The organism is Sphingomonas sp. IBVSS2 (assembly GCF_002127225.1).
GTDB lineage: Bacteria > Pseudomonadota > Alphaproteobacteria > Sphingomonadales > Sphingomonadaceae > Sphingomonas.
Genome location: NZ_NFUR01000001.1, coordinates 553,063 through 571,059, shown reverse-complemented (window position 1 = coordinate 571,059; position 17,997 = coordinate 553,063). Strand labels below are relative to the sequence as shown.

The window sequence follows — 17,997 nt, the reverse complement described above, 5'->3', positions numbered from 1 at the left end:
GCGGAAACGGCGGAACGTGCGGGGAACGCTTGACGCCGGAGTCCGCTCGGGCGATTAACCGCTTCGCACCCCCTGAAAATCCGGAGGCTGGGCATGGCGTCCCGGGCACAAGCGCCGCTTTGGCGCGAAACCATGAAGGCCGGCGCGCGTCGCAGCGGCGCGGTGATCGGCGGAGCCGTCCTGTTCCTGGGCGTGCTCGCGCTCGGCGTGGCGCTGGGCAGCTATCAGCCGACCGATCCGTCGATGAACACCGCGGCGGCGGGCCCCGCGCGCAACTGGATGGGCGAACCCGGCGCCTGGATCGCCGACCTGCTCTATGCATTGCTCGGCCCCGCGATATGGCTGTTCCTGCCGATCGGACTGATCGTCGCCTATCGCCTGCTCAAGGATCGCCCCGTCGGCAATTGGGGGCCGATGTCGCGCGGCGTCGCCATCGGCGTGATATTCGTGGCGACCGCGCTCGCCTTCTTCTCCAGCGACGCGGTGCTGTCGCTGACCGGCGGCTGGGGCGGCGTGGTCGGCCTCGCCATCGCCGGCCTGTTCAACTGGCTGATCGGCTTCGCCGGCGATCCGACGATCGGCTGGTGGGCGGGGCGCGGCCTTGGCCTGGTCTGCGGGCTGATCGGCCTGTTCATCTGGTGGCGCAGCCTCGATTTCTCGCTGCCCGAACGCGTGACCCTGCCGAGCATCCCGAACCTCAAGGGGCCGGGCAAGACCCCCCTTCTCGGCGCGCCGGAAAAGGAACTGCACGCCGCGCCCGAGCCGAAGATCCGCGAGGGCCGCGAGCCGCGCAAGACGGTGGTGCCCGACAATCGCCCCGGCCCGGTGATCGCCGACCGCAACCTCACCCCCTCGCCCGCGCGGACCAAGCCGCCGACCCAGACCAGCCTCGACTTCAAGGACAGCTATCAGCTGCCCTCGATCGACCTGCTCAAGGCGCCGCCGGCCAACAAGAATGCCGGGATCGACAAGGCTGCGCTCGAGCGCAACGCCCGGCTGCTCGAAAGCGTGCTCGACGATTTCAACGTGAAGGGCCAGATCGTCGAGGTGCGGCCCGGCCCGGTCGTCACCATGTACGAGCTCGAGCCGGCGGCAGGCATCAAGGCCAGCCGCGTGATCCAGCTCGCCGACGACGTGGCGCGCAACATGTCCGCCACCTCGGCGCGCATCGCCACCATCCCCGGGCGCAGCGTGATCGGCATCGAGCTGCCCAATGCCGCCCGCGAATCGGTCAATCTGCACGAGCTGGTCGCCAGCCAGGCCTTTGAGGACCAGGGAGCGACGCTGCCGCTGGTGCTCGGCAAGAACATCGCGGGCGATCCGGTGATCGCCGACCTCGCGCCGATGCCCCACCTGCTCGTTGCCGGCACCACCGGCTCGGGCAAGTCGGTGGGGCTCAACTGCATGATCCTCTCGCTGCTCTACCGGCTCACGCCCGAGCAGTGCCGGATGATCATGATCGATCCCAAGATGCTCGAGCTGAGCATGTACAAGGACATCCCGCATTTGCTCGCCGACGTGGTGACCGAGCCGGCCAAGGCGGTGCGCGCGCTCAAATGGGCGGTCGAGCAGATGGAGGATCGCTACCGGATGATGGCGCATGCCAATGTCCGCAGCCTCGCCTCGTTCAACGACAAGGTCCGCCAGGCGAAGGCGAAGGGCCAGAAGCTCGGCCGCAAGGTGCAGGTGGGCTACGACCCCGACAGCGGCAAGCCGATCTACGAGGAGGAGGCGCTCGACCTCCAGCCGCTGCCGCAGATCGTGGTGATCGTCGACGAGCTGGCCGACCTGATGATGACCGCGGGCAAGGAAGTGGAGTTCCTGATCCAGCGGCTGGCGCAGAAGGCGCGCGCGGCGGGCATCCATCTGATCATGGCGACGCAGCGCCCCTCGGTCGACGTCATCACCGGCGTGATCAAGGCGAACCTGCCCACCCGCCTTTCCTTCTACGTCGCCAGCAAGATCGATTCGCGCACCATCCTGGGCGAGCAGGGCGCCGAGCAGCTGCTGGGCAAGGGCGACATGCTCTACATGCCCGGCGGCAAGCAGATCGTCCGCGTCCATGGCCCGTTCGTCAGCGACGACGAAGTGCAGGCAGTGGCCGATCACTGGCGCACCCAGGGCACGCCCGAATATATCTCCGCAGTCACCGAAGAGCCCGAGGATGGCGGATTCAGCCTCGACGGCGCGCCGGAGGGCGACGATTCGCCCGAGGACCAGCTCTATCGCCGCGCGATCCAGCTGGTGGCGGAGAGCCAGAAGGCCTCGACCTCCTGGCTGCAACGCCAGCTCCGCGTAGGCTACAACAGCGCCGCGCGCCTGATCGAGCGCATGGAGAAGGACGAGCTCGTCTCGCGCCCCGACCATGTCGGCCGCCGGGAGGTGCTGATGGATACCGACGGCCGGCAGCTCTAGACGGGATCGAACATCGCGCCCGGCGGGTTCAGGGGATATTCAAGCCCATGCCTTCAGGGCATCCGCCGCAATTTCGGAGAATCGACACGTGTTTGCACGGCCCCTCGCCCTCAGCCTCGCCCTTTCAGCGCCTGCGCTGATCTCGGCGGCGCCCGCGCCGGCGCCGATCGCGGCCCCGGAGCCCGCCGACCAGCTGGCCCAGGTGCAGCAGCACCTCGAAGCCGTGAGCTCGATGACCGCCGGCTTCGCCCAGACCGACCGCAACGGCCGCACGCTCACCGGCACGATGACGCTGAAGCGCCCCGGCAAGATCCGCTTCCAGTATCAGAAGGGCGTGCCCCAGCTGATCGTCGCCGACGGGCGCAGTCTCTATTTCATCGATTATCAGGTGCGCCAGGTCGAGCGCTGGCCGATCGGCAACTCACCGCTCGCCGTGCTGCTCAACCCCAAGAAGGACATCGCCAGGTTCGCCAAGGTGATCCCCACCGCCAGCGACCAGCTCGTCTCGGTGGAAGTGCATGATTCGGATCATCCCGAATATGGCCGTATCACCCTGATCTTCCAGAAGAACGCCTCCGCGCCGGCCGGGCTGATGCTCCAGGGCTGGGTGGCGCTCGATTCGCAGAACAACCGCACGACGATCCGCCTGTCGGACCAGGTCTTCAACGCGAACGTGAGCGACGGAGCGTTCCGCTGGAACGATCCCCGCCGCCAGGGCCCGCGCTGAAGCTGAACATCGTTCATGCTGGCGACAGGTTGCCAAGCCTAGAACCTGTCTTGCGGATGTGAGGGCGTACCCGGGATTTTCCCCCTGTTGCTCGGGATCTTCACTTCCCGCCTGCGTGACGAACGCTAGGTCGGCCCTCGCTCCATTGCCCCCGGAGCGGGGGCCTTTCCTTGTCCGGGGCTCCCCACTGGTGCGGAGGCGAAACACCGCCTAAATCCCGCCCGATGAAGATCGCTTCCTGGAACATCAACTCCGTCCGCTTCCGCATCGAGATCGTCGAGCAGTTCCTGCGCGAGGAGGCGCCCGACATACTCTGCCTCCAGGAAACCAAGGTGATCGACGGGGACTTCCCCGAGGCGCCGTTCCGTGCCCTGGGCTATGATCATGTCATCAAGCACGGCCAGCGCATGCATCACGGCGTGGCGATCATCGCCCGCGTGCCGGTGGTGGAGGACGACCGGTTCGACTGGCAGGCCAATGGCGAGGCGCGCCATGTCGGCGTGCGCCTGCCGAACGGGGTGCGGCTCGAGAATGTCTATGTCCCCGCCGGCGGCGACGTGCCCGATCGCGAAGTGAACCCCAAATTCGGCCAGAAGCTCGATTTCCTCGAGCGCATGATCGCCTGGTCCGAGGGGCTGGACGTGCCCTCGATCCTGACCGGCGACTTCAACGTCGCGCCGCTGGAAAGCGATGTGTGGAGCCACAAGCAGCTCCTCGACGTGGTCAGCCACACCCCGATCGAAGTCGAGACCCTTGGCCGGCTGCAGGCCGCGAACGACTGGGTCGATCTCGGCCGCCACTTCATCCCCGCGCCGGCGCGCTATTACAGCTGGTGGAGCTACCGGGCGAAGGACTGGGCGGCATCGGATCGCGGCCGCCGCCTCGATCACATGTGGGCGAGCCGCGACGTCGCCGCGAAGGCCGTGTCGCACAAGGTGTGCGAGCCCTGCCGCTCCTGGCTCAAGCCCTCCGACCATGTGCCCATCGTGACCGAGTTCGACTTTTGAGCGCGCATGAAGCCGCCCGCGCCGTCGACGCGCTGCGCCGCGGCTGGCCCGTGGCGATCGGCGGCCTCGCATTGCTCGCGGTGGAGACCGCCGATGCGCGCCGCCTCGCGGCATTCGACGAGGCCGGCCAGGCCGACCTGCTGCTCTCCGCAGGGCGAGCGGCAACGCTGAAGCTCGCCAACCAGCGCGACGCGGCGACCCCCGATGCGCCGGTGCTGGTCGAACGCGCGCCCTGGCTCGACTTCGACATGGCGACCGCGCTCGCCGATCCGCAGTTCGATCTCGCCACACCCCTGAAGGGCCCCTTCCGTGCGATTCCGCTGGCGGCGCCCGAATTGGCGGCCGCCGCGCTGCGACTGGCGCGCGTCGCGGGGCTGCTGCCGGCCTTTTTCGTGCGCCCGGCAGCCGGCGAGGAAGCGATCACTCCGGCGGACATCGATGCGCATGAAGATGCCGATCGCCTCCGCATCGTCGCCCGTGCGCGGCTGCCGGTCGCCGATGCCGAGGATAGCGAGATCGTCGCCTTTCGCACCGATGAGATGCCCGGCGAGCATGTCGCGCTGCTGATCGGCGAACCGAACGGCAAGCCGCCTCTGGTGCGCCTGCACAGCGAGTGCCTGACCGGCGACGTGCTGGGCAGCCTGAAATGCGATTGCGGGCCGCAGCTCCAGGCGGCGATTCGCGAGATCCGGCAGAGCGGCTGGGGCATATTGCTCTATCTGCGCCAGGAGGGGCGCGGGATCGGGCTGATCAACAAGTTGCGCGCCTATGCGCTGCAGGACCAGGGCTTCGACACGGTCGATGCCAATACGCGGCTGGGCTTCGCGATCGACGCGCGCAACTTCGCCACCGCGGCGAAGATGCTGTCGCTGCTCGGCCAGCACCAGGTCCGGCTGCTGACCAACAATCCCGACAAGGTGGCGGCGCTGGAAGCGGCGGGAATCCGGGTGGCCGAGCGCGTGCCGCACTTCCTGCCGCCCAATCCGCACAACGAGCGCTATCTCGCCACCAAGCGCGACCGGACGGGGCACCAGTTCTGAGGTATTTCCTCGATACCGAGTTCAACGGCTTTGGCGGGCCGCTGATCGCGCTGGCGCTGGCGCCCGAGGATGGCGGCGCCCCTTTCTACGAAGCGCTGCCCTGCCCCGATCCCACGCCCTGGGTGGCGGAGCATATCCTGCCGGTGCTGGATACCGCGCCGATATCGCGGGCCGCGATGGGGCGGGCCTTCGCCGCCTATCTGGGCGACGATCCCGATCCGCTGCTCGTCGCCGACTGGCCGGAGGACATCGCCCATGCCGCGCAGTTGCTGATCGCGGCGCCGGGCCGCCGCCATCCGATCGACCGGATCCGCTTCGAGCTGTGCGACGCCTTCGGCTTCGACAGCGCGGCGATGAGCAAGCGACCGCACAATGCGCTGGCGGATGCCATGGCATTGCGGGAACATCTGCTCGCGCGGGAGGCCCGCGGCTTCTAGCGCGGCGTCTTCCCCGCGCCTTCGGCGCTCAGGCCAGGAGCCGCGCCACTTCGTCGAAATCATGCGCGATCAGCTGCACGCCCAGCGCGCGGAGCCGCTCGGCATGGTCGGGCGCGCAGTGCGAGCCGGCGCACAGGCCGATGACGTCGGCACCCGAGGCGACCGCGCCGGTGACGCCGACCGGCGAGTCCTCCAGGATCACGCAGCGCTGGATCGGCACGCCGAGCGCGGCGGCGGCGTGAAGATACAGGTCGGGCGCCGGCTTGCCGCGGGCGACATGCTCATGGCCGCTATAGATATGCTCGCCGAACGCGGCGCGGATGCCGAGATGCGCGAGGTGCCGGCTGATCCACCGGGTGGAGCTCGACGATGCGATCGCGCGGGGCAGCCCGGCGGGCAGCTCCTCGACGAAACGAATCGCCCCCGCGACGGCGGGCAGGCCCTCCGCCAGCACGCGCGCATCCTCTTCGGAACGCGCCGTATGGAAATCCTCGGGAATCGCGCGGCCGATCCAGCGCTCGATCGCGCCGAGGAAATCCGTGCCCGACAGCCCCATGAAATTGGCCATCGAATCCTCGGGCGTGGTCGGATGGCCGATGCTGGTCAGATAGGCCGCGATCTGCCGGTTGCCGGCCGCTTCGCTCTCGAGCAGCACGCCGTCGAAATCGAACAATATGGCATCATATTTCATGCGCGCGCTCCGAACAGGGCAGTGCCGACGCGGACATGCGTCGCGCCGATCGTCACCGCCGTCTCGAAATCGCCCGACATGCCCATGGAGAGCCCGCCAAGCCCGTGGTCGCGAGCGATGCTGGCGAGCAGGGCGAAATAGGGGGCGGGTTCGAGATCGAAGGGCGGCACGCACATCAGGCCCTGGACGGGCAGATCGGCGGCGCGCGCCTCGCCGAGCAGGGCCGGCAGATCGACCGTGGCACAGCCGCCCTTCTGCGCCTCGTCGCCGATATTGACCTGCAGGAAGCAGGCGGGGCGCTTGCCGGCCCTGTCCATCGCCCTGGCGAGCGCATGCACCAGCGACGGGCGGTCGACAGAGTGGATCGCATCGAACAGGGCGACGGCGTCCTCGGCCTTGTTCGACTGGAGCTGGCCGACTAGGTGGAGCGCCACGTCCGGCGCCGCCTCGCGCAGTGCCGGCCATTTGCCCTCGGCCTCCTGCACGCGATTCTCGCCGAACACGCGCTGGCCCGCGCGGATGAGCGGACCGATCGCTTCGGCATCGTGCGTCTTGGAGATGGCGATCAGCGTGACCGCGTCGGCTTCACGCCCGGCGATCCTGGCCGCGCGCGCGATTCGGGCGCGCACATCGGCAAGGCGCTGGCTGGCTTCGTCTATCGGCATGGCCCGCGCTATAGGCAGGGCGATGCGCCGCCGCCACCCCCTCCCGCGCCTCTGGCTGATGACCGACGAACGCATGGGCGATGCCCTGTGGGGTGCGCTGGAGCGGCTGCCGCGCGGCGGCGGCGTGGTGTTCCGGCACTATGGGCTGGCGCCGGCCGAGCGCAGGGCGCTGTTCGCGAAGGTCCTGAAGGTGGCGCGCCGGCGGCGATTGGTGCTGATCCGCGCCGGTGCGCAGCCGATGCGCGGCGAATCGGGCGCGCATGGCGGGCGCGGCCGGGGCCTGCGCACGGCGCCCGCGCATGACCGGCGCGAGGCGATCGCCGCGCGGCGGGCGGGCGTGGACGCGCTGTTCGTCTCGCCGGCCTTCCCCACCCGCTCGCATCCGGGCGCCCGGGCGCTCGGGCGGGCGCGCTTCGGCCTGTTGGCGCGGGGGCTCGGCGTGCCAGTGATCGCTCTGGGCGGAATGGACGCGCGCAGGGCGGCCAGCCTCGAGCCGTTGGGGATATATGGATGGGCGGCGATCGACGCCTGGACCGGGGCGAAAAGCTAGGCCGGCGACCCGCGCAGGCGGGATCCAAGGGCCGGGAGCATTGGTCGCGGCGCGCGCCTTGTCGCTGCCGGTAGTCCCGGCCCGGCGCCATCCCGGGCCTCGGCCACGGCCAGAACCATGCCCAGAACCATGCAGCGTCCCCCGAATGGCGGAAAGCCGGACTCGCGCGGTGCCAGGTCAGATGCCGGGAAAAACGGACGCGCCGTCAGAAGCGGAAGGCAGTGCCCACATAGACGGCCTGGCTCTCGCGCCGGCTCTCGTTGAGCTTGGGCAGGCGGTCTTCCTCGCTGCGATAGCGCACGCCCGCGGTCACAGCCAGGTTGCGTGTCAGCGAATAGCTGCCGCCGAGATCGATGGAATAGCTCGGCTTGTCGCCGATCAGCACCGGCGTGTTGGCCAGCGGACGATCCGCCGAGGCGCTCAGGCGGCCGCTCAGGCGCTTGCCGGTGTAGCTGACGCCGATATCGGCGCGCTCGCGGCTGCCGGGCTGGTCGACCAGCTCGACGCGCGTGACATCGCCCGAGACGGCCAGACGCTTCCAGCCGACCGAGACGCCGAGATTGTACGAGATCGGCGCCAGATTGACCGGAGCCGCTGCCGCGACGGCAACATCATGCGCCACGTCGCGGCTGCGCATCGCGCGGCTCGAGCTGGCGCGAACCGCGACCGTGACGCCGCGGCTGCTGCCGCGCGCTTCGGCCGGGGTGAAGCGGAAGCTGCCCTCGGGCAGGCCCGAACGCGCGAGCACCGCCGCAAGCTTGGGATCGGCGGCCGCGGGGGTGAAAATGCCGATGCCGCCCCGCGCCGGCACGGCGGCGCGCTTGGCGGGGACGACGCGATCGACCCTGCTGGTCTGCGCCTGAATCGCCGGCGCGAGCAGGAGCCCGGCAGCGCAGAGCGCTCCCAGTGCAATTCCCGTCCTCGTCCTTCCGACTCGCATCGTCATGAATCCCTAGATGATGTCGCCTACCATGATTCGGAACCATGGTTCCACCGGTGGCACAAATTTCGTGACGGTGTTGCACCAGACCCACAGAATCTGCTTGCGATCCCTTTAACCAGCAGTGTTTCAAACGTGCGAATCGGAGCATGGCTTCCCGCCTTGCTCCCGCCACATGCGCCACTATAGATGCTCACCGACTTTTCTCGCCTGCTAGGAATGTGACGATGAACCGCCTGTTGCGCACCGCGATCCTGGGGTCGCTCGCTCTCTCGATCACCGCGTGCGGCGGTCACACCAAGCGCCCCGAGGCGGATCTCGCTGCCTCGAAGGTGACGACGATCGGCGTCAACTCCTATCTGTGGCGCGCCAGCCTCGACACGCTGAGCTTCATGCCGCTGCTCCAGACGGATTCGAACGGCGGCGTGATCGTGACCGACTGGTATGTGAACCCGAACGTGCAGACCGAGCGGATGAAGGTGACGGTGACGATCCTCGACCAGGATCTGCGCGCCGATGCGCTGCGCGTCGCCGCGCTGCGCGAAGTGAACCGGGGCGGCGCCTGGGTCGCCGCGCCGGTCCAGGCCGCGACGGTGCAGAAGCTCGAGGACATCATCCTCACCCGCGCCCGCGACCTGCGCCGCGCCGCCGTGGCCACCAACTGATCCCCTAGTGACGGTTCCGGCCTGCTCTCCCGCCCGGCGAAGCAGGCCGGCACCGCGAGAAGACAGCAGGAACTGATTTGTCTCGCTTCAACCCGTTGAAGGCGGACGCCGCATGGCAGAAGGTGTGGGAAGAGAACCGCACCTTCGCCGCGCGCGACGATTCGCCCAAGCCCAAGAGCTTCGTCCTCGAGATGTTCCCCTATCCCTCGGGGCGCATCCATATGGGCCATGTCCGCAACTATACGATGGGCGACGTGCTCGCGCGCTTCCGGCGGATGCAGGGCATGGAAGTGCTCCACCCGATGGGCTGGGACGCATTCGGCATGCCGGCCGAGAATGCGGCGATGGAGAAGAAGGTCCATCCCGGCAACTGGACCCGCGCCAATATCGCGACAATGAAGGCGCAGCTGAAGCGCCTCGGCTTCGCGCTCGACTGGACCCGCGAGCTCGCCACCTGCGAGCCCGATTATTATGGCCATGAGCAGGCCATCTTCCTCGATTTCTTCGAGAACGGCCTGGTCTATCGCAAGGAATCGGCGGTCAACTGGGACCCGGTCGACATGACCGTGCTCGCCAACGAGCAGGTGATCGACGGGCGCGGCTGGCGCTCGGGCGCGCTGGTCGAGCGCAGGAAGCTCAGCCAGTGGTTCCTCAAGATCACCCAGTTCGCCGAGGATCTGCTGGAGGGCGTGCAGGGGCTCGAGCATTGGCCCGACAAGGTCAAGCTGATGCAGGAAAACTGGATCGGCAAGTCCGAGGGCCTGCAGTTCGACTGGACGCTTTCCGACGGCGAGAAGCTCCAGGTCTACACGACCCGCCCCGACACGATCTTCGGGGCGAGCTTCATTGCCGTGGCGGCCGATCATCCGATCGCGCAGAAACTGGCCGCTTCGAACCCGGAAGTTCGCGCCTTTGTCGAGCTGTGCAAGCAGGGCGGCACTACCGCGGCCGAGCTGGAGACGCAGGAGAAGCTGGGCTTCGATACCGGCCTCACCGCCACGCATCCCTTTGATCCGGCTTGGCAAGTTCCGGTCTATATCGCCAATTTCGTGCTGATGGACTATGGCACCGGCGCGGTGTTCGGCGTGCCCGCGCACGACCAGCGCGACTTTGAGTTCGCCACCAAATACCGGCTTCCGATCCGCCGCGTCGTCGCGCAGGGCGACAAGGCCGATCCGGAATTCCGCGATGCCGAGGCCTATACCGGCCCCGGCACGCTGGTGAACTCGCACTTCCTCGACGGCATGGACGTGGCCGACGCCAAGCGCACGGTGATCCGGCGCGCCGAGGAAGGCGGCTGGGGCAAGGGCCAGACGGTGTGGCGCCTGCGCGACTGGGGCGTCAGCCGGCAGCGTTATTGGGGCACGCCGATCCCGATCATCCATTGCGAGAGCTGTGGCGTCGTCCCCGCCCCGCGCGAATCGCTGCCGATCGCCCTGCCCGAGGACGTCAGCTTCGACATCCCCGGCAACCCGCTCGACCGGCACCCGACCTGGAAGCATGTCGACTGCCCGAAATGCGGCGCCCCCGCGCGGCGCGAGACCGACACGCTCGATACCTTCGTCGATTCCTCCTGGTATTTCATCCGCTTCGCCAGCCAGCCCGCGGACAGGCCGTTCGACAAGGCCGTGGCCGAGCAATGGCTGCCGGTCGGCCAGTATATCGGCGGCGTCGAGCATGCGATCCTGCACCTGCTCTATGCCCGCTTCTTCACCCGGGCGCTGCGCCATATCGGCAAGCTCGACGTGACCGAGCCGTTCGCCGGCCTGTTCACCCAGGGCATGGTGACGCACGCCAGCTATTATCAGATGGAAGAGCATGACGGGCTGGAGCGGAAGGCCTATTTCGAGCCCTCCCAGATCTCGCGGCGCGGCGACGGCACTGCCTTCCTGACCGAAACCGGCGAGGACGTGATCGTCGGCCGCATCGAGAAGATGTCGAAGTCGAAGAAGAACACCGTCGACCCGACCGAGATCGTCGACCAATATGGCGCCGACGCCACGCGCTGGTTCATGCTTTCCGACAGCCCGCCCGAGCGCGACCTCGAATGGAGCGAGAGCGGCATCGAAGGGGCCTGGCGCTTCGTCAATCGCCTGTGGCGCCTGTTCGAGAGCCTTTCGGAAGCCGAAACCGGCACCGGCCGCGATGTCGATCTCGACAAGCGCCTGCACCGCACCATCGCCGGCGTGGCCGAGGATGTGGAGGCGCTGGCCTTCAACAAATCGGTCGCCAAGCTCTACGAGCTGGTCGGCGCGATCGAGAAGGCACAGCCTTCGGCATCGCGGACGGAGGCGATCCGCACCCTGGCCCGCATCGTCGCGCCGATGGTGCCGCATATCGCCGAGGAAGCCTGGGCCGCCATGGGCAATCCGGGGCTGATCGCCGATGCCGAATGGCCCGCCGCGGATCCCGCCCTGCTCGTCGACGACGAAGTGACGATCGCCGTGCAGGTGAATGGCAAGCTGCGCGATACGCTGCTAATGCCGAAGGGCGCGGCCAAGGATGTGGTCGAAGCCGCGGCACTTGCCAGCGACAAGATCGTTCGATCGCTCGAAGGCAAGCAACCCAGGAAGGTGATCGTCGTGCCCGATCGTCTGGTGAACATCGTCGCATGAAACGGCTAGCCCTGCTCGCCGCCGCAGCGCTCGCCCTGTCCGGCTGCGGCCTCCGCCCGCTCTATGGCGGCGGGCCCGACGGCGCGGTGCGCTCCACGCTCTCCGCGGTGGAAGTCGCGCCGATCAAGGGCCAGTCGGGCTGGCTGGTCGCCAATGCGCTCAAGGACCGGCTGGACCATAATGACGGCGCGGCGCGCTACCGGTTGGAAGTGACGCTCGACGACCAGATCGCCGGCCTGGGCGTGCGGCGCGACGATTCGGTGGCGCGCGAGCGGCGGACGCTGCGGGCGCGCTACCAGCTGATCGACCTCTCGAACGGCAATGTCGTGCTCGACGCCACTGCCGGCTCCGACGCCGGCATCGACGTGGTGGGCAGCGAATATGCCACGATCGCAGCCGAGAAGAGCGCGCTCGAACGGCTTTCGGGCATCGTCGCCGACCAGATCGTCGCACGCGTCGCCCGCTTTGCGCAGAACGCGCCCGGGACGGGCAGCCAGTGAAGGCCAACGCGACGCAGATCCGCGCCGCGATCGAGAAGCTCAACCCCGACACGCGGCTCTATCTGTTCCACGGCCCCGACGAGGCCGGCGCCGCCGATCTTGCCGCGAAGCTCGGCAAGGTGCTGGGACCGGAAGCCGAACGCATCGACCTGGACATGAAGGCGCTGCGCGAACAGCCCGGCCGGCTCGCCGACGAGGCGGCATCGCTCTCGCTGTTCGGCGGCACCCGCTATGTCCGCGTGCTGGGCGTCGAGGAAGGCGCGGCGGAAGCGATCGGGCTGCTGCTGAACGCCGAGCGCGCCGGCAATCCGGTGGTGGCGATCGCCCCGGGGCTGAAGGCAAGCGGCAAGCTGGTGAAAGCGGTGATCGCCGCGCAGAACGCCTATGCCCATGCCTGCTATGTGCCCGAGGGCATCGACGCCACGCGCCTCGCGGCCAATGTCGCGCGCGAACATGGCCTTCGGCTTACCGGCGACGTGCCGCAGCGGCTCGCAACCGCCACCGCCGGCGACCGGGCGATTCTGGCGCGCGAGATCGAGAAGCTGGCGCTCTATCTCGACGCGGCGCCCGACCGGCCCAGGGACGCCGATGGCGCGGCGCTCGATGCGATCGGCGCCGATCTGGGCGATTCGGACCTGAGCGATGCGATCACGGCCGTGGTGGACGGGCGCCTGGGCGATATCGGCACCGAGCTCGCCCGGCTGGGCGAAGGTGTCGGCGTGCCGCTGATGCGCCAGCTCGCCCGCCGGCTGCAATCCATGGCCGAGATGCGGATCGATCTGGATCGCGGCGGCGACATGGATGAAGTGCTTGAGAAACATCGTGTTTTCTTCCGCGAGAAAGCAGCGACCGGCCGCGCGCTGCGCCGCTGGAACGGCGTGCAGCTCGCGCGCGCGATCGATCGGGTGCGCGAGGCCGAACGGGCGATGATGCATTCGGGCAGCGCCGGCGAAGTGCTGGCGGATGCCGAGGCCGTGACGATCGCGCGCCAGGCGGCGCGCGCCAAGGGCTGAGGATTTGCGACTCGTCTTCCTTTATGGACAGGCGGCGGCCGGCAAGCTGACGATCGGCCGGGCGCTGGCGGCACGCACGGGGCTGGCGCTGTTCCACAACCATCTCGTCGTCGATGCCGTCGCTTCGGTCTTTCCGTTCGGCAGCGACGCCTTTGTGCGTCTGCGCGAGCAGTTCTGGCTGGAAGTGATCACGGAAGCCGCGCGCCAGGGCCAGTCGCTGATCTTTACCTTTGCGCCCGAACCGAGCGTGGCGGATGATTTTCCCGAACGAGTCCAGTTACTTGTCGAGAGCCATGGCGGCCGGGCCCTGTTCGTCGCGCTGACGCTCGATCGCGCGGAGCAGGAGCGCCGGCTGGTGGCCGAAGACCGGGCCGCATTCGGCAAGCTGCGCTCGCTGGAACTGCTGCGGGCCCTGCGTGGGGAGTTCGAACGCTGCATGGCGGCGATGCCCGCCCCTGCCCTTGCGATCGATACGGGCAGGACTTCGCCCGAGCAGGCAGCCGAGCACATCGCGCGCCTGCTGTAATGCCTCGTCCCGGTTCGCCGCCGGGAGACCGGCCAGGTTTCAGATCCGTTCGCCGCTCAGCCGCTGGCAGACCATGTCGAGCTGATCGAGCGTCGAATAGGAGAGCGTCAGCGTGCCGCCCTTCGGGCCATGGGCGATGCGGACGTTGAGGCCGAGCACATCGCCCAGCTGATGCTCGAGCGCAGTGATGTCGGCGTCGCGGATCTTGGGATCGGCCTTGCGCCGCGATCCCGGCTTGGCCTGACGCGCCAGCTTCTCCGTCTCGCGCACCGACAGGCCCTTGGTCGCGACTTCGCGGGCAAGCCGCTCCGCCTCGGGCGCGCCGATCAGGGCGCGGGCATGGCCCATGTCGATATCGCCGACCACCACCATCTGGCGCACCCCCTCGGGCAGGTCGAGCAGGCGGAGCAAGTTGGCGATATGGCTGCGCGACTTGTGGACGAGCTTGCCGAGCGCTTCCTGGCTGTGCCCGAACTCGCGGATCAGCCGGGCATAGGCCTCCGCCTCTTCGATCGCATTGAGATCCTGGCGCTGGATATTCTCGACCAGCGCGATTTCCATCGTCTCCGCATCGTCGAAATCGCGGACGATGACGGGGACTTCGTGCAGCCGGGCGCGCTGCGCCGCGCGCCAGCGCCGTTCGCCGGCGACGATCTGGTAATTATGCCCGGTGGGGCGGACGACGATCGGCTGGATCAGCCCGCGCTGCTTGAGCGATTGGGCCAGCTCCTCCAGCGCGTCTTCGTCGAAATGGCGGCGCGGCTGGTCCGGGTGCGGCACCAGCGAGCTGACCGGCAGCATCCGCAGGCCCGAAGCAGCGTCGGGCGTGCCCGAGACCGGCGCTTCGGGAACGGCATCCCCCAGCAGGGACGAGAGCCCGCGGCCAAGGCCGGGGCGAGGCTTGCGGTTGGCGTCGGTCATGCGGCTTTCTTGAGCTTGGGCAGGCGGTCGATCACTTCGCGGGCGAGCGCGATATAGGCTTCCGAGCCGGGGCAGCGATGATCGTAGATCAGCGCCGGCAGGCCATGGCTGGGCGCTTCGGACAGGCGCACATTGCGCGGGATCACCGTGTCGAACACCACCCGGCCGAGCACCGCACGGACATCGTCCGAAACCTGATCGGTCAGGCGGTTGCGGCGATCATACATGGTCAGCACCACGCCCAGGATCGACAGGCCGGGATTGAAGCGGCTGCGAATGCGCTCGACCGTGGTGAGCAGCTGGCTGAGTCCCTCGAGCGCGAAGAACTCGCACTGGAGCGGCACCAGCAAGGCATGCGCGGCGACCATCGCATTGATCGTCAACAAGCCGAGCGAAGGCGGGCAATCGATCAGGATCACGTCCCAGCGATTGGCATGGTGCCGCGCGATCGCCGCGTCGAGCCGATGCGTGCGCGCCTCGAACTCGATCAGCTCGATCTCGGCGCCCGACAGGTCCTGCGTCGCCGGGACGATGTCGAGCCCCGGCACCTTGGTGGGCGTGGCGACATCTTCGAGATTCACCTCGCTGACGAGCAGGTCATAGCTCGAATGCTCGCGCTCGGCGCGGGTGATGCCCAGGCCGGTCGAGGCATTGCCCTGCGGATCGAAATCGATCAGCAGCACGCGCTGCCCGGTCGCGGCGAGCGCGGTGCCGACATTGATCGCCGTAGTGGTTTTTCCCACCCCGCCCTTCTGGTTGGCGATTGCGATGCAGATCATCTGGGGCGTACCTTTCGCGCGACCACGATACCCGATTCCGGCTGCGTGATGCTGGGTTCCACGTGAAACGCACCCTGCCATTTCGCGCGCGCCGCTTCCACCTCCGATTGCGCGCTTCGCCCTTTTGGCAGCAACCAGATTGTGGATGAGTCCGTAATATGGGCCGCGGTACGGAACAGATCGGGCAGTGCGGCGACGGCGCGCGCCGAAACGATCGCTGCCTTCCGCTCGGGCACATAGGCTTCGACCTTGCAATGGGCGACATCGGCCCGGTCGGCAATGCCGAGCGCCTGCACGGCGGCGCGGAGGAACTCGACGCGGCGGATCCGCGGTTCCACCATCACTACCGGTCGATCGACCAGCAGCGCGACGATCAGGCCGGGCATGCCGGCGCCGGTGCCGATATCGAGCCAGACCCCCTCTTCCGCTTCCGCCGCGAGTGGGATGAGCTGCGCCGAATCGACGAAGTGCCGCGCCCAGAGCGTCTCGAAGGACGCTGCGGAGATCAGGTTCTGCCGAGTCGATTCTTCACGCAGAATCGCCGCGAAACGCTCCAGCAGCGTTCCACGTGGAACACCGAAGCGATCCAGGATCCAGTCCCGGGCCTCGTTCTCGGTCATGCAGCGCGCCGCTTCGCGTGGAGGAGGATGGCGGAAAGCGCCGCCGGCGTGATGCCGCGAATGCGGGCGGCGGCGCCGATCGTCTCGGGCCGCGAGGCGCTGAGCTTCTCGACCATCTCGTTGGACAGGCCGGCAATCGCGGCGAAATCCATGGTCGCGGGCAGCTTCACGGCGTCATTGGCGCGCAGCTGGGCCACTTCGGCCTCCTGCCGCTCGAGATAAGGGGCATAGCGGGCATCCTCGACATATTCGGCGAGCAGGTCGGGATCGGCTTCCGGGTGGATGTCGAGATGCTGGAGTTCGATGCCGGGGAAGCGCAGCCATTCGCGCGCCGGGCGACGCGCGCCGTCCTGCGCGACGGCAGCGCCACGGGCCGCCAGCGCGCTGGCGGTGCGCTCCACGGCGAAGGCTGCCTCCAGCACGGCCCTGCCCTGCTCGCGGGCCTGGAGCCAGGCGAGCCGCTCGGCACCAAGGCAGCCCAGTCCGGCGGCAACCGGCCCGAGGCGCGACCCGGCATTGTCGGCACGCAAGCGCAGGCGGAACTCGGCCCGCGCGGTGAGCATGCGATAAGGCTCGGTAACACCCTGCAGCACAAGGTCGTCCACCATGACCCCGAGATAGGAAGTCGCGCGATCGAGGATCAGCGGCGCCAGCCCGCGGGCATGGGCGGCGGCGTTGAGGCCCGCGACCAGGCCCTGCCCCGCCGCTTCCTCATAGCCGGTGGTGCCGTTGATCTGGCCGGCGCACCACAAGCCGGGGATCGCCGGCAAAGCCAGGGTCGCGTCGAGCGCGCGCGGGTCGATATGGTCGTACTCGACGGCATAGCCGGGAGTCACGATCACGGTGTGCTCCAACCCCGGGATCGAATTGACCATCGCCCTCTGCACATCGGCCGGCAGCGAAGTCGACATGCCGTTCGGATAGATCAGATGGGTATCCAGGCCCTCGGGCTCGAGGAAGATCTGGTGGCCGTCACGGTCGCCGAAGCGATGGATCTTGTCCTCGATCGAAGGACAATAGCGCGGACCCTGTGCATCGATCGCGCCGGTGAACAGCGGCGAACGATCGAGCCCGGCACGGATCGCGTCATGCGTGGCGTGGGTGGTGCGCGTGACACCGCAATGAAGCTGGGGCAGCATGCGGCGCGACGTGAGCGGCGACATGGTCCAGGGATCGGCATCCGAGGGCTGCTCCTCGATCCGCGCCCAGTCCACGGTGCGACCATCAAGGCGCGGAGGCGTACCGGTCTTGAGCCGGGCCATGGGTAGGTCGAGCCCGCGCAGCTGCTCGGCGAGCCGGATCGCGGAACCCTCACCCACCCGGCCGCCGGTCTCGCGCTCCTCGCCGCGGAAGATACGCCCGCCAAGGAAGGTGCCCGTGGCGAGCACCACGGCGCGACAGGAAAGCGAACTACCATCGGCCAGGCGGATGCCGGCAACCGTGCCCCCCGCCAGCTCGAGCGCCTCCGCTTCCCCCGCGACGAGCATGAGATCGGGCTGTTCGGCGAGCATCTTCTGGATCGCTGCGGCATAGCGCCGCCGGTCCGCCTGGGCGCGTGGACCCTGTACGGCAGTGCCCTTGGATCGGTTGAGCATGCGATAATGGATGCCCGCGGCATCGGTGGCGCGGGCCATCAGCCCGTCGAACGCATCGACTTCGCGAACCAGATGCCCCTTGCCCAACCCGCCAATCGCCGGATTGCACGACATCGCTCCCAGCTTCGTCAGGTCGAAGCTGAGCAGTGCCGTGCGCGCACCCCGGCGGGCCGAAGCGGCGGCCGCTTCGGTGCCGGCGTGCCCGCCGCCAATGACGATGACATCGAAATCCATTGGCCGCGCGCTACAGAAAGCGCACGGCCGCGTCAAAAGCGTTCCACGTGGAACAGT

At 68.3% G+C, this 17,997-nt stretch carries 18 protein-coding genes; 11 read left to right on the top strand and 7 right to left on the bottom strand.

The genetic code is table 11. From position 1 onward, the window contains the following. Positions 1–93: 93 nt before the first annotated feature. The 5 genes from CAP40_RS02720 to CAP40_RS02700 all read left to right on the top strand — a co-directional run bounded on the left by CAP40_RS02720 (position 94) and on the right by CAP40_RS02700 (position 5,626). Complete coding sequence (locus CAP40_RS02720; protein WP_086127804.1) at positions 94–2,415, top strand: DNA translocase FtsK; 2,322 nt, start codon at positions 94–96, stop codon at positions 2,413–2,415. Between the two features lie 88 nt (positions 2,416–2,503). Then, complete coding sequence (locus tag CAP40_RS02715; protein ID WP_086127803.1) at positions 2,504–3,142, top strand: outer membrane lipoprotein carrier protein LolA; 639 nt, start codon at positions 2,504–2,506, stop codon at positions 3,140–3,142. A 224-nt stretch (positions 3,143–3,366) separates the two neighbouring features. Further along, positions 3,367–4,149, top strand: a complete 783-nt coding sequence (locus CAP40_RS02710) for an exodeoxyribonuclease III (RefSeq protein ID WP_086127802.1) — start codon at positions 3,367–3,369, stop codon at positions 4,147–4,149. Next, on the top strand, positions 4,146–5,189 hold the full coding sequence (gene ribA, locus CAP40_RS02705) for a GTP cyclohydrolase II (protein ID WP_086127801.1): 1,044 nt from the start codon (positions 4,146–4,148) through the stop codon (positions 5,187–5,189). Before CAP40_RS02710 ends, ribA begins: the two co-directional genes overlap by 4 nt. 122 nt (positions 5,190–5,311) lie before the next feature. Further along, the gene (locus CAP40_RS02700) at positions 5,312–5,626 is read left to right on the top strand and encodes a hypothetical protein (RefSeq protein WP_256923984.1); all 315 of its coding nucleotides are present in this window, start codon (positions 5,312–5,314) and stop codon (positions 5,624–5,626) included. Between the two features lie 28 nt (positions 5,627–5,654). Here CAP40_RS02700 and CAP40_RS02695 read toward each other — a convergent pair whose 3' ends face one another. Together CAP40_RS02695 and CAP40_RS02690 are read right to left on the bottom strand one after the other, a co-directional pair. Continuing rightward, the gene (locus CAP40_RS02695; RefSeq protein ID WP_086127800.1) at positions 5,655–6,317 is read right to left on the bottom strand and encodes an HAD family phosphatase; all 663 of its coding nucleotides are present in this window, start codon (positions 6,315–6,317) and stop codon (positions 5,655–5,657) included. Continuing rightward, positions 6,314–6,982: a YggS family pyridoxal phosphate-dependent enzyme gene (locus CAP40_RS02690; RefSeq protein ID WP_086127799.1), complete on the bottom strand. Its 669-nt coding sequence runs from the start codon at positions 6,980–6,982 to the stop codon at positions 6,314–6,316. The genes CAP40_RS02695 and CAP40_RS02690 overlap by 4 nt, the downstream gene beginning before the upstream one ends. 58 nt (positions 6,983–7,040) lie before the next feature. On the opposite strand from CAP40_RS02690, the gene CAP40_RS02685 reads away from it, so the two are divergent. Next, positions 7,041–7,532 carry a thiamine phosphate synthase gene (locus tag CAP40_RS02685; protein ID WP_256923983.1) on the top strand — a complete coding sequence of 164 codons (492 nt, stop codon included), beginning with the start codon at positions 7,041–7,043 and terminating at the stop codon, positions 7,530–7,532. A 205-nt stretch (positions 7,533–7,737) separates the two neighbouring features. On the opposite strand, the gene CAP40_RS02680 is transcribed toward CAP40_RS02685, so the two are convergent. Further along, positions 7,738–8,472, bottom strand: a complete 735-nt coding sequence (locus CAP40_RS02680; RefSeq protein WP_086128415.1) for a hypothetical protein — start codon at positions 8,470–8,472, stop codon at positions 7,738–7,740. Between the two features lie 227 nt (positions 8,473–8,699). Here CAP40_RS02680 and CAP40_RS02675 point away from each other — a divergent pair, with 227 nt between their 5' ends. From CAP40_RS02675 to CAP40_RS02655, 5 genes are all read left to right on the top strand, one after another. Further along, positions 8,700–9,137, top strand: a complete 438-nt coding sequence (locus tag CAP40_RS02675) for a DUF3576 domain-containing protein (RefSeq protein WP_086127797.1) — start codon at positions 8,700–8,702, stop codon at positions 9,135–9,137. Positions 9,138–9,214: 77 nt separating this feature from the next. Then, on the top strand, positions 9,215–11,752 hold the full coding sequence (gene leuS, locus CAP40_RS02670; RefSeq protein ID WP_086127796.1) for a leucine--tRNA ligase: 2,538 nt from the start codon (positions 9,215–9,217) through the stop codon (positions 11,750–11,752). Beyond that, positions 11,749–12,252 (top strand): LPS assembly lipoprotein LptE, encoded by a 504-nt coding sequence (gene lptE / locus CAP40_RS02665; RefSeq protein ID WP_086127795.1) that lies wholly within the window; start codon positions 11,749–11,751, stop codon positions 12,250–12,252. The genes leuS and lptE overlap by 4 nt, the downstream gene beginning before the upstream one ends. Further along, a complete protein-coding gene (holA, locus tag CAP40_RS02660; RefSeq protein WP_086127794.1) occupies positions 12,249–13,265 on the top strand; it encodes a DNA polymerase III subunit delta in 1,017 nt (338 codons plus the stop codon). Before lptE ends, holA begins: the two co-directional genes overlap by 4 nt. A 4-nt stretch (positions 13,266–13,269) precedes the next feature. Continuing rightward, entirely contained in the window at positions 13,270–13,791 is a 522-nt protein-coding gene (locus tag CAP40_RS02655; RefSeq protein WP_086127793.1) for a shikimate kinase, read from the top strand. 39 nt (positions 13,792–13,830) lie between these two features. Here CAP40_RS02655 and CAP40_RS02650 read toward each other — a convergent pair whose 3' ends face one another. The 4 genes from CAP40_RS02650 to mnmG are packed head-to-tail and all read right to left on the bottom strand — an operon-like array spanning position 13,831 to position 17,940. Next, positions 13,831–14,712 carry a ParB/RepB/Spo0J family partition protein gene (locus tag CAP40_RS02650; RefSeq protein ID WP_086127792.1) on the bottom strand — a complete coding sequence of 294 codons (882 nt, stop codon included), beginning with the start codon at positions 14,710–14,712 and terminating at the stop codon, positions 13,831–13,833. Further along, a complete protein-coding gene (locus CAP40_RS02645; RefSeq protein ID WP_086127791.1) occupies positions 14,709–15,491 on the bottom strand; it encodes a ParA family protein in 783 nt (260 codons plus the stop codon). The genes CAP40_RS02650 and CAP40_RS02645 overlap by 4 nt, the downstream gene beginning before the upstream one ends. Next, positions 15,488–16,111: a 16S rRNA (guanine(527)-N(7))-methyltransferase RsmG gene (gene rsmG, locus CAP40_RS02640; RefSeq protein WP_086127790.1), complete on the bottom strand. Its 624-nt coding sequence runs from the start codon at positions 16,109–16,111 to the stop codon at positions 15,488–15,490. Before rsmG ends, CAP40_RS02645 begins: the two co-directional genes overlap by 4 nt. Then, on the bottom strand, positions 16,108–17,940 hold the full coding sequence (mnmG, locus tag CAP40_RS02635) for a tRNA uridine-5-carboxymethylaminomethyl(34) synthesis enzyme MnmG (RefSeq protein WP_086127789.1): 1,833 nt from the start codon (positions 17,938–17,940) through the stop codon (positions 16,108–16,110). Before mnmG ends, rsmG begins: the two co-directional genes overlap by 4 nt. Between the last annotated feature and the right edge of the window lie 57 nt (positions 17,941–17,997).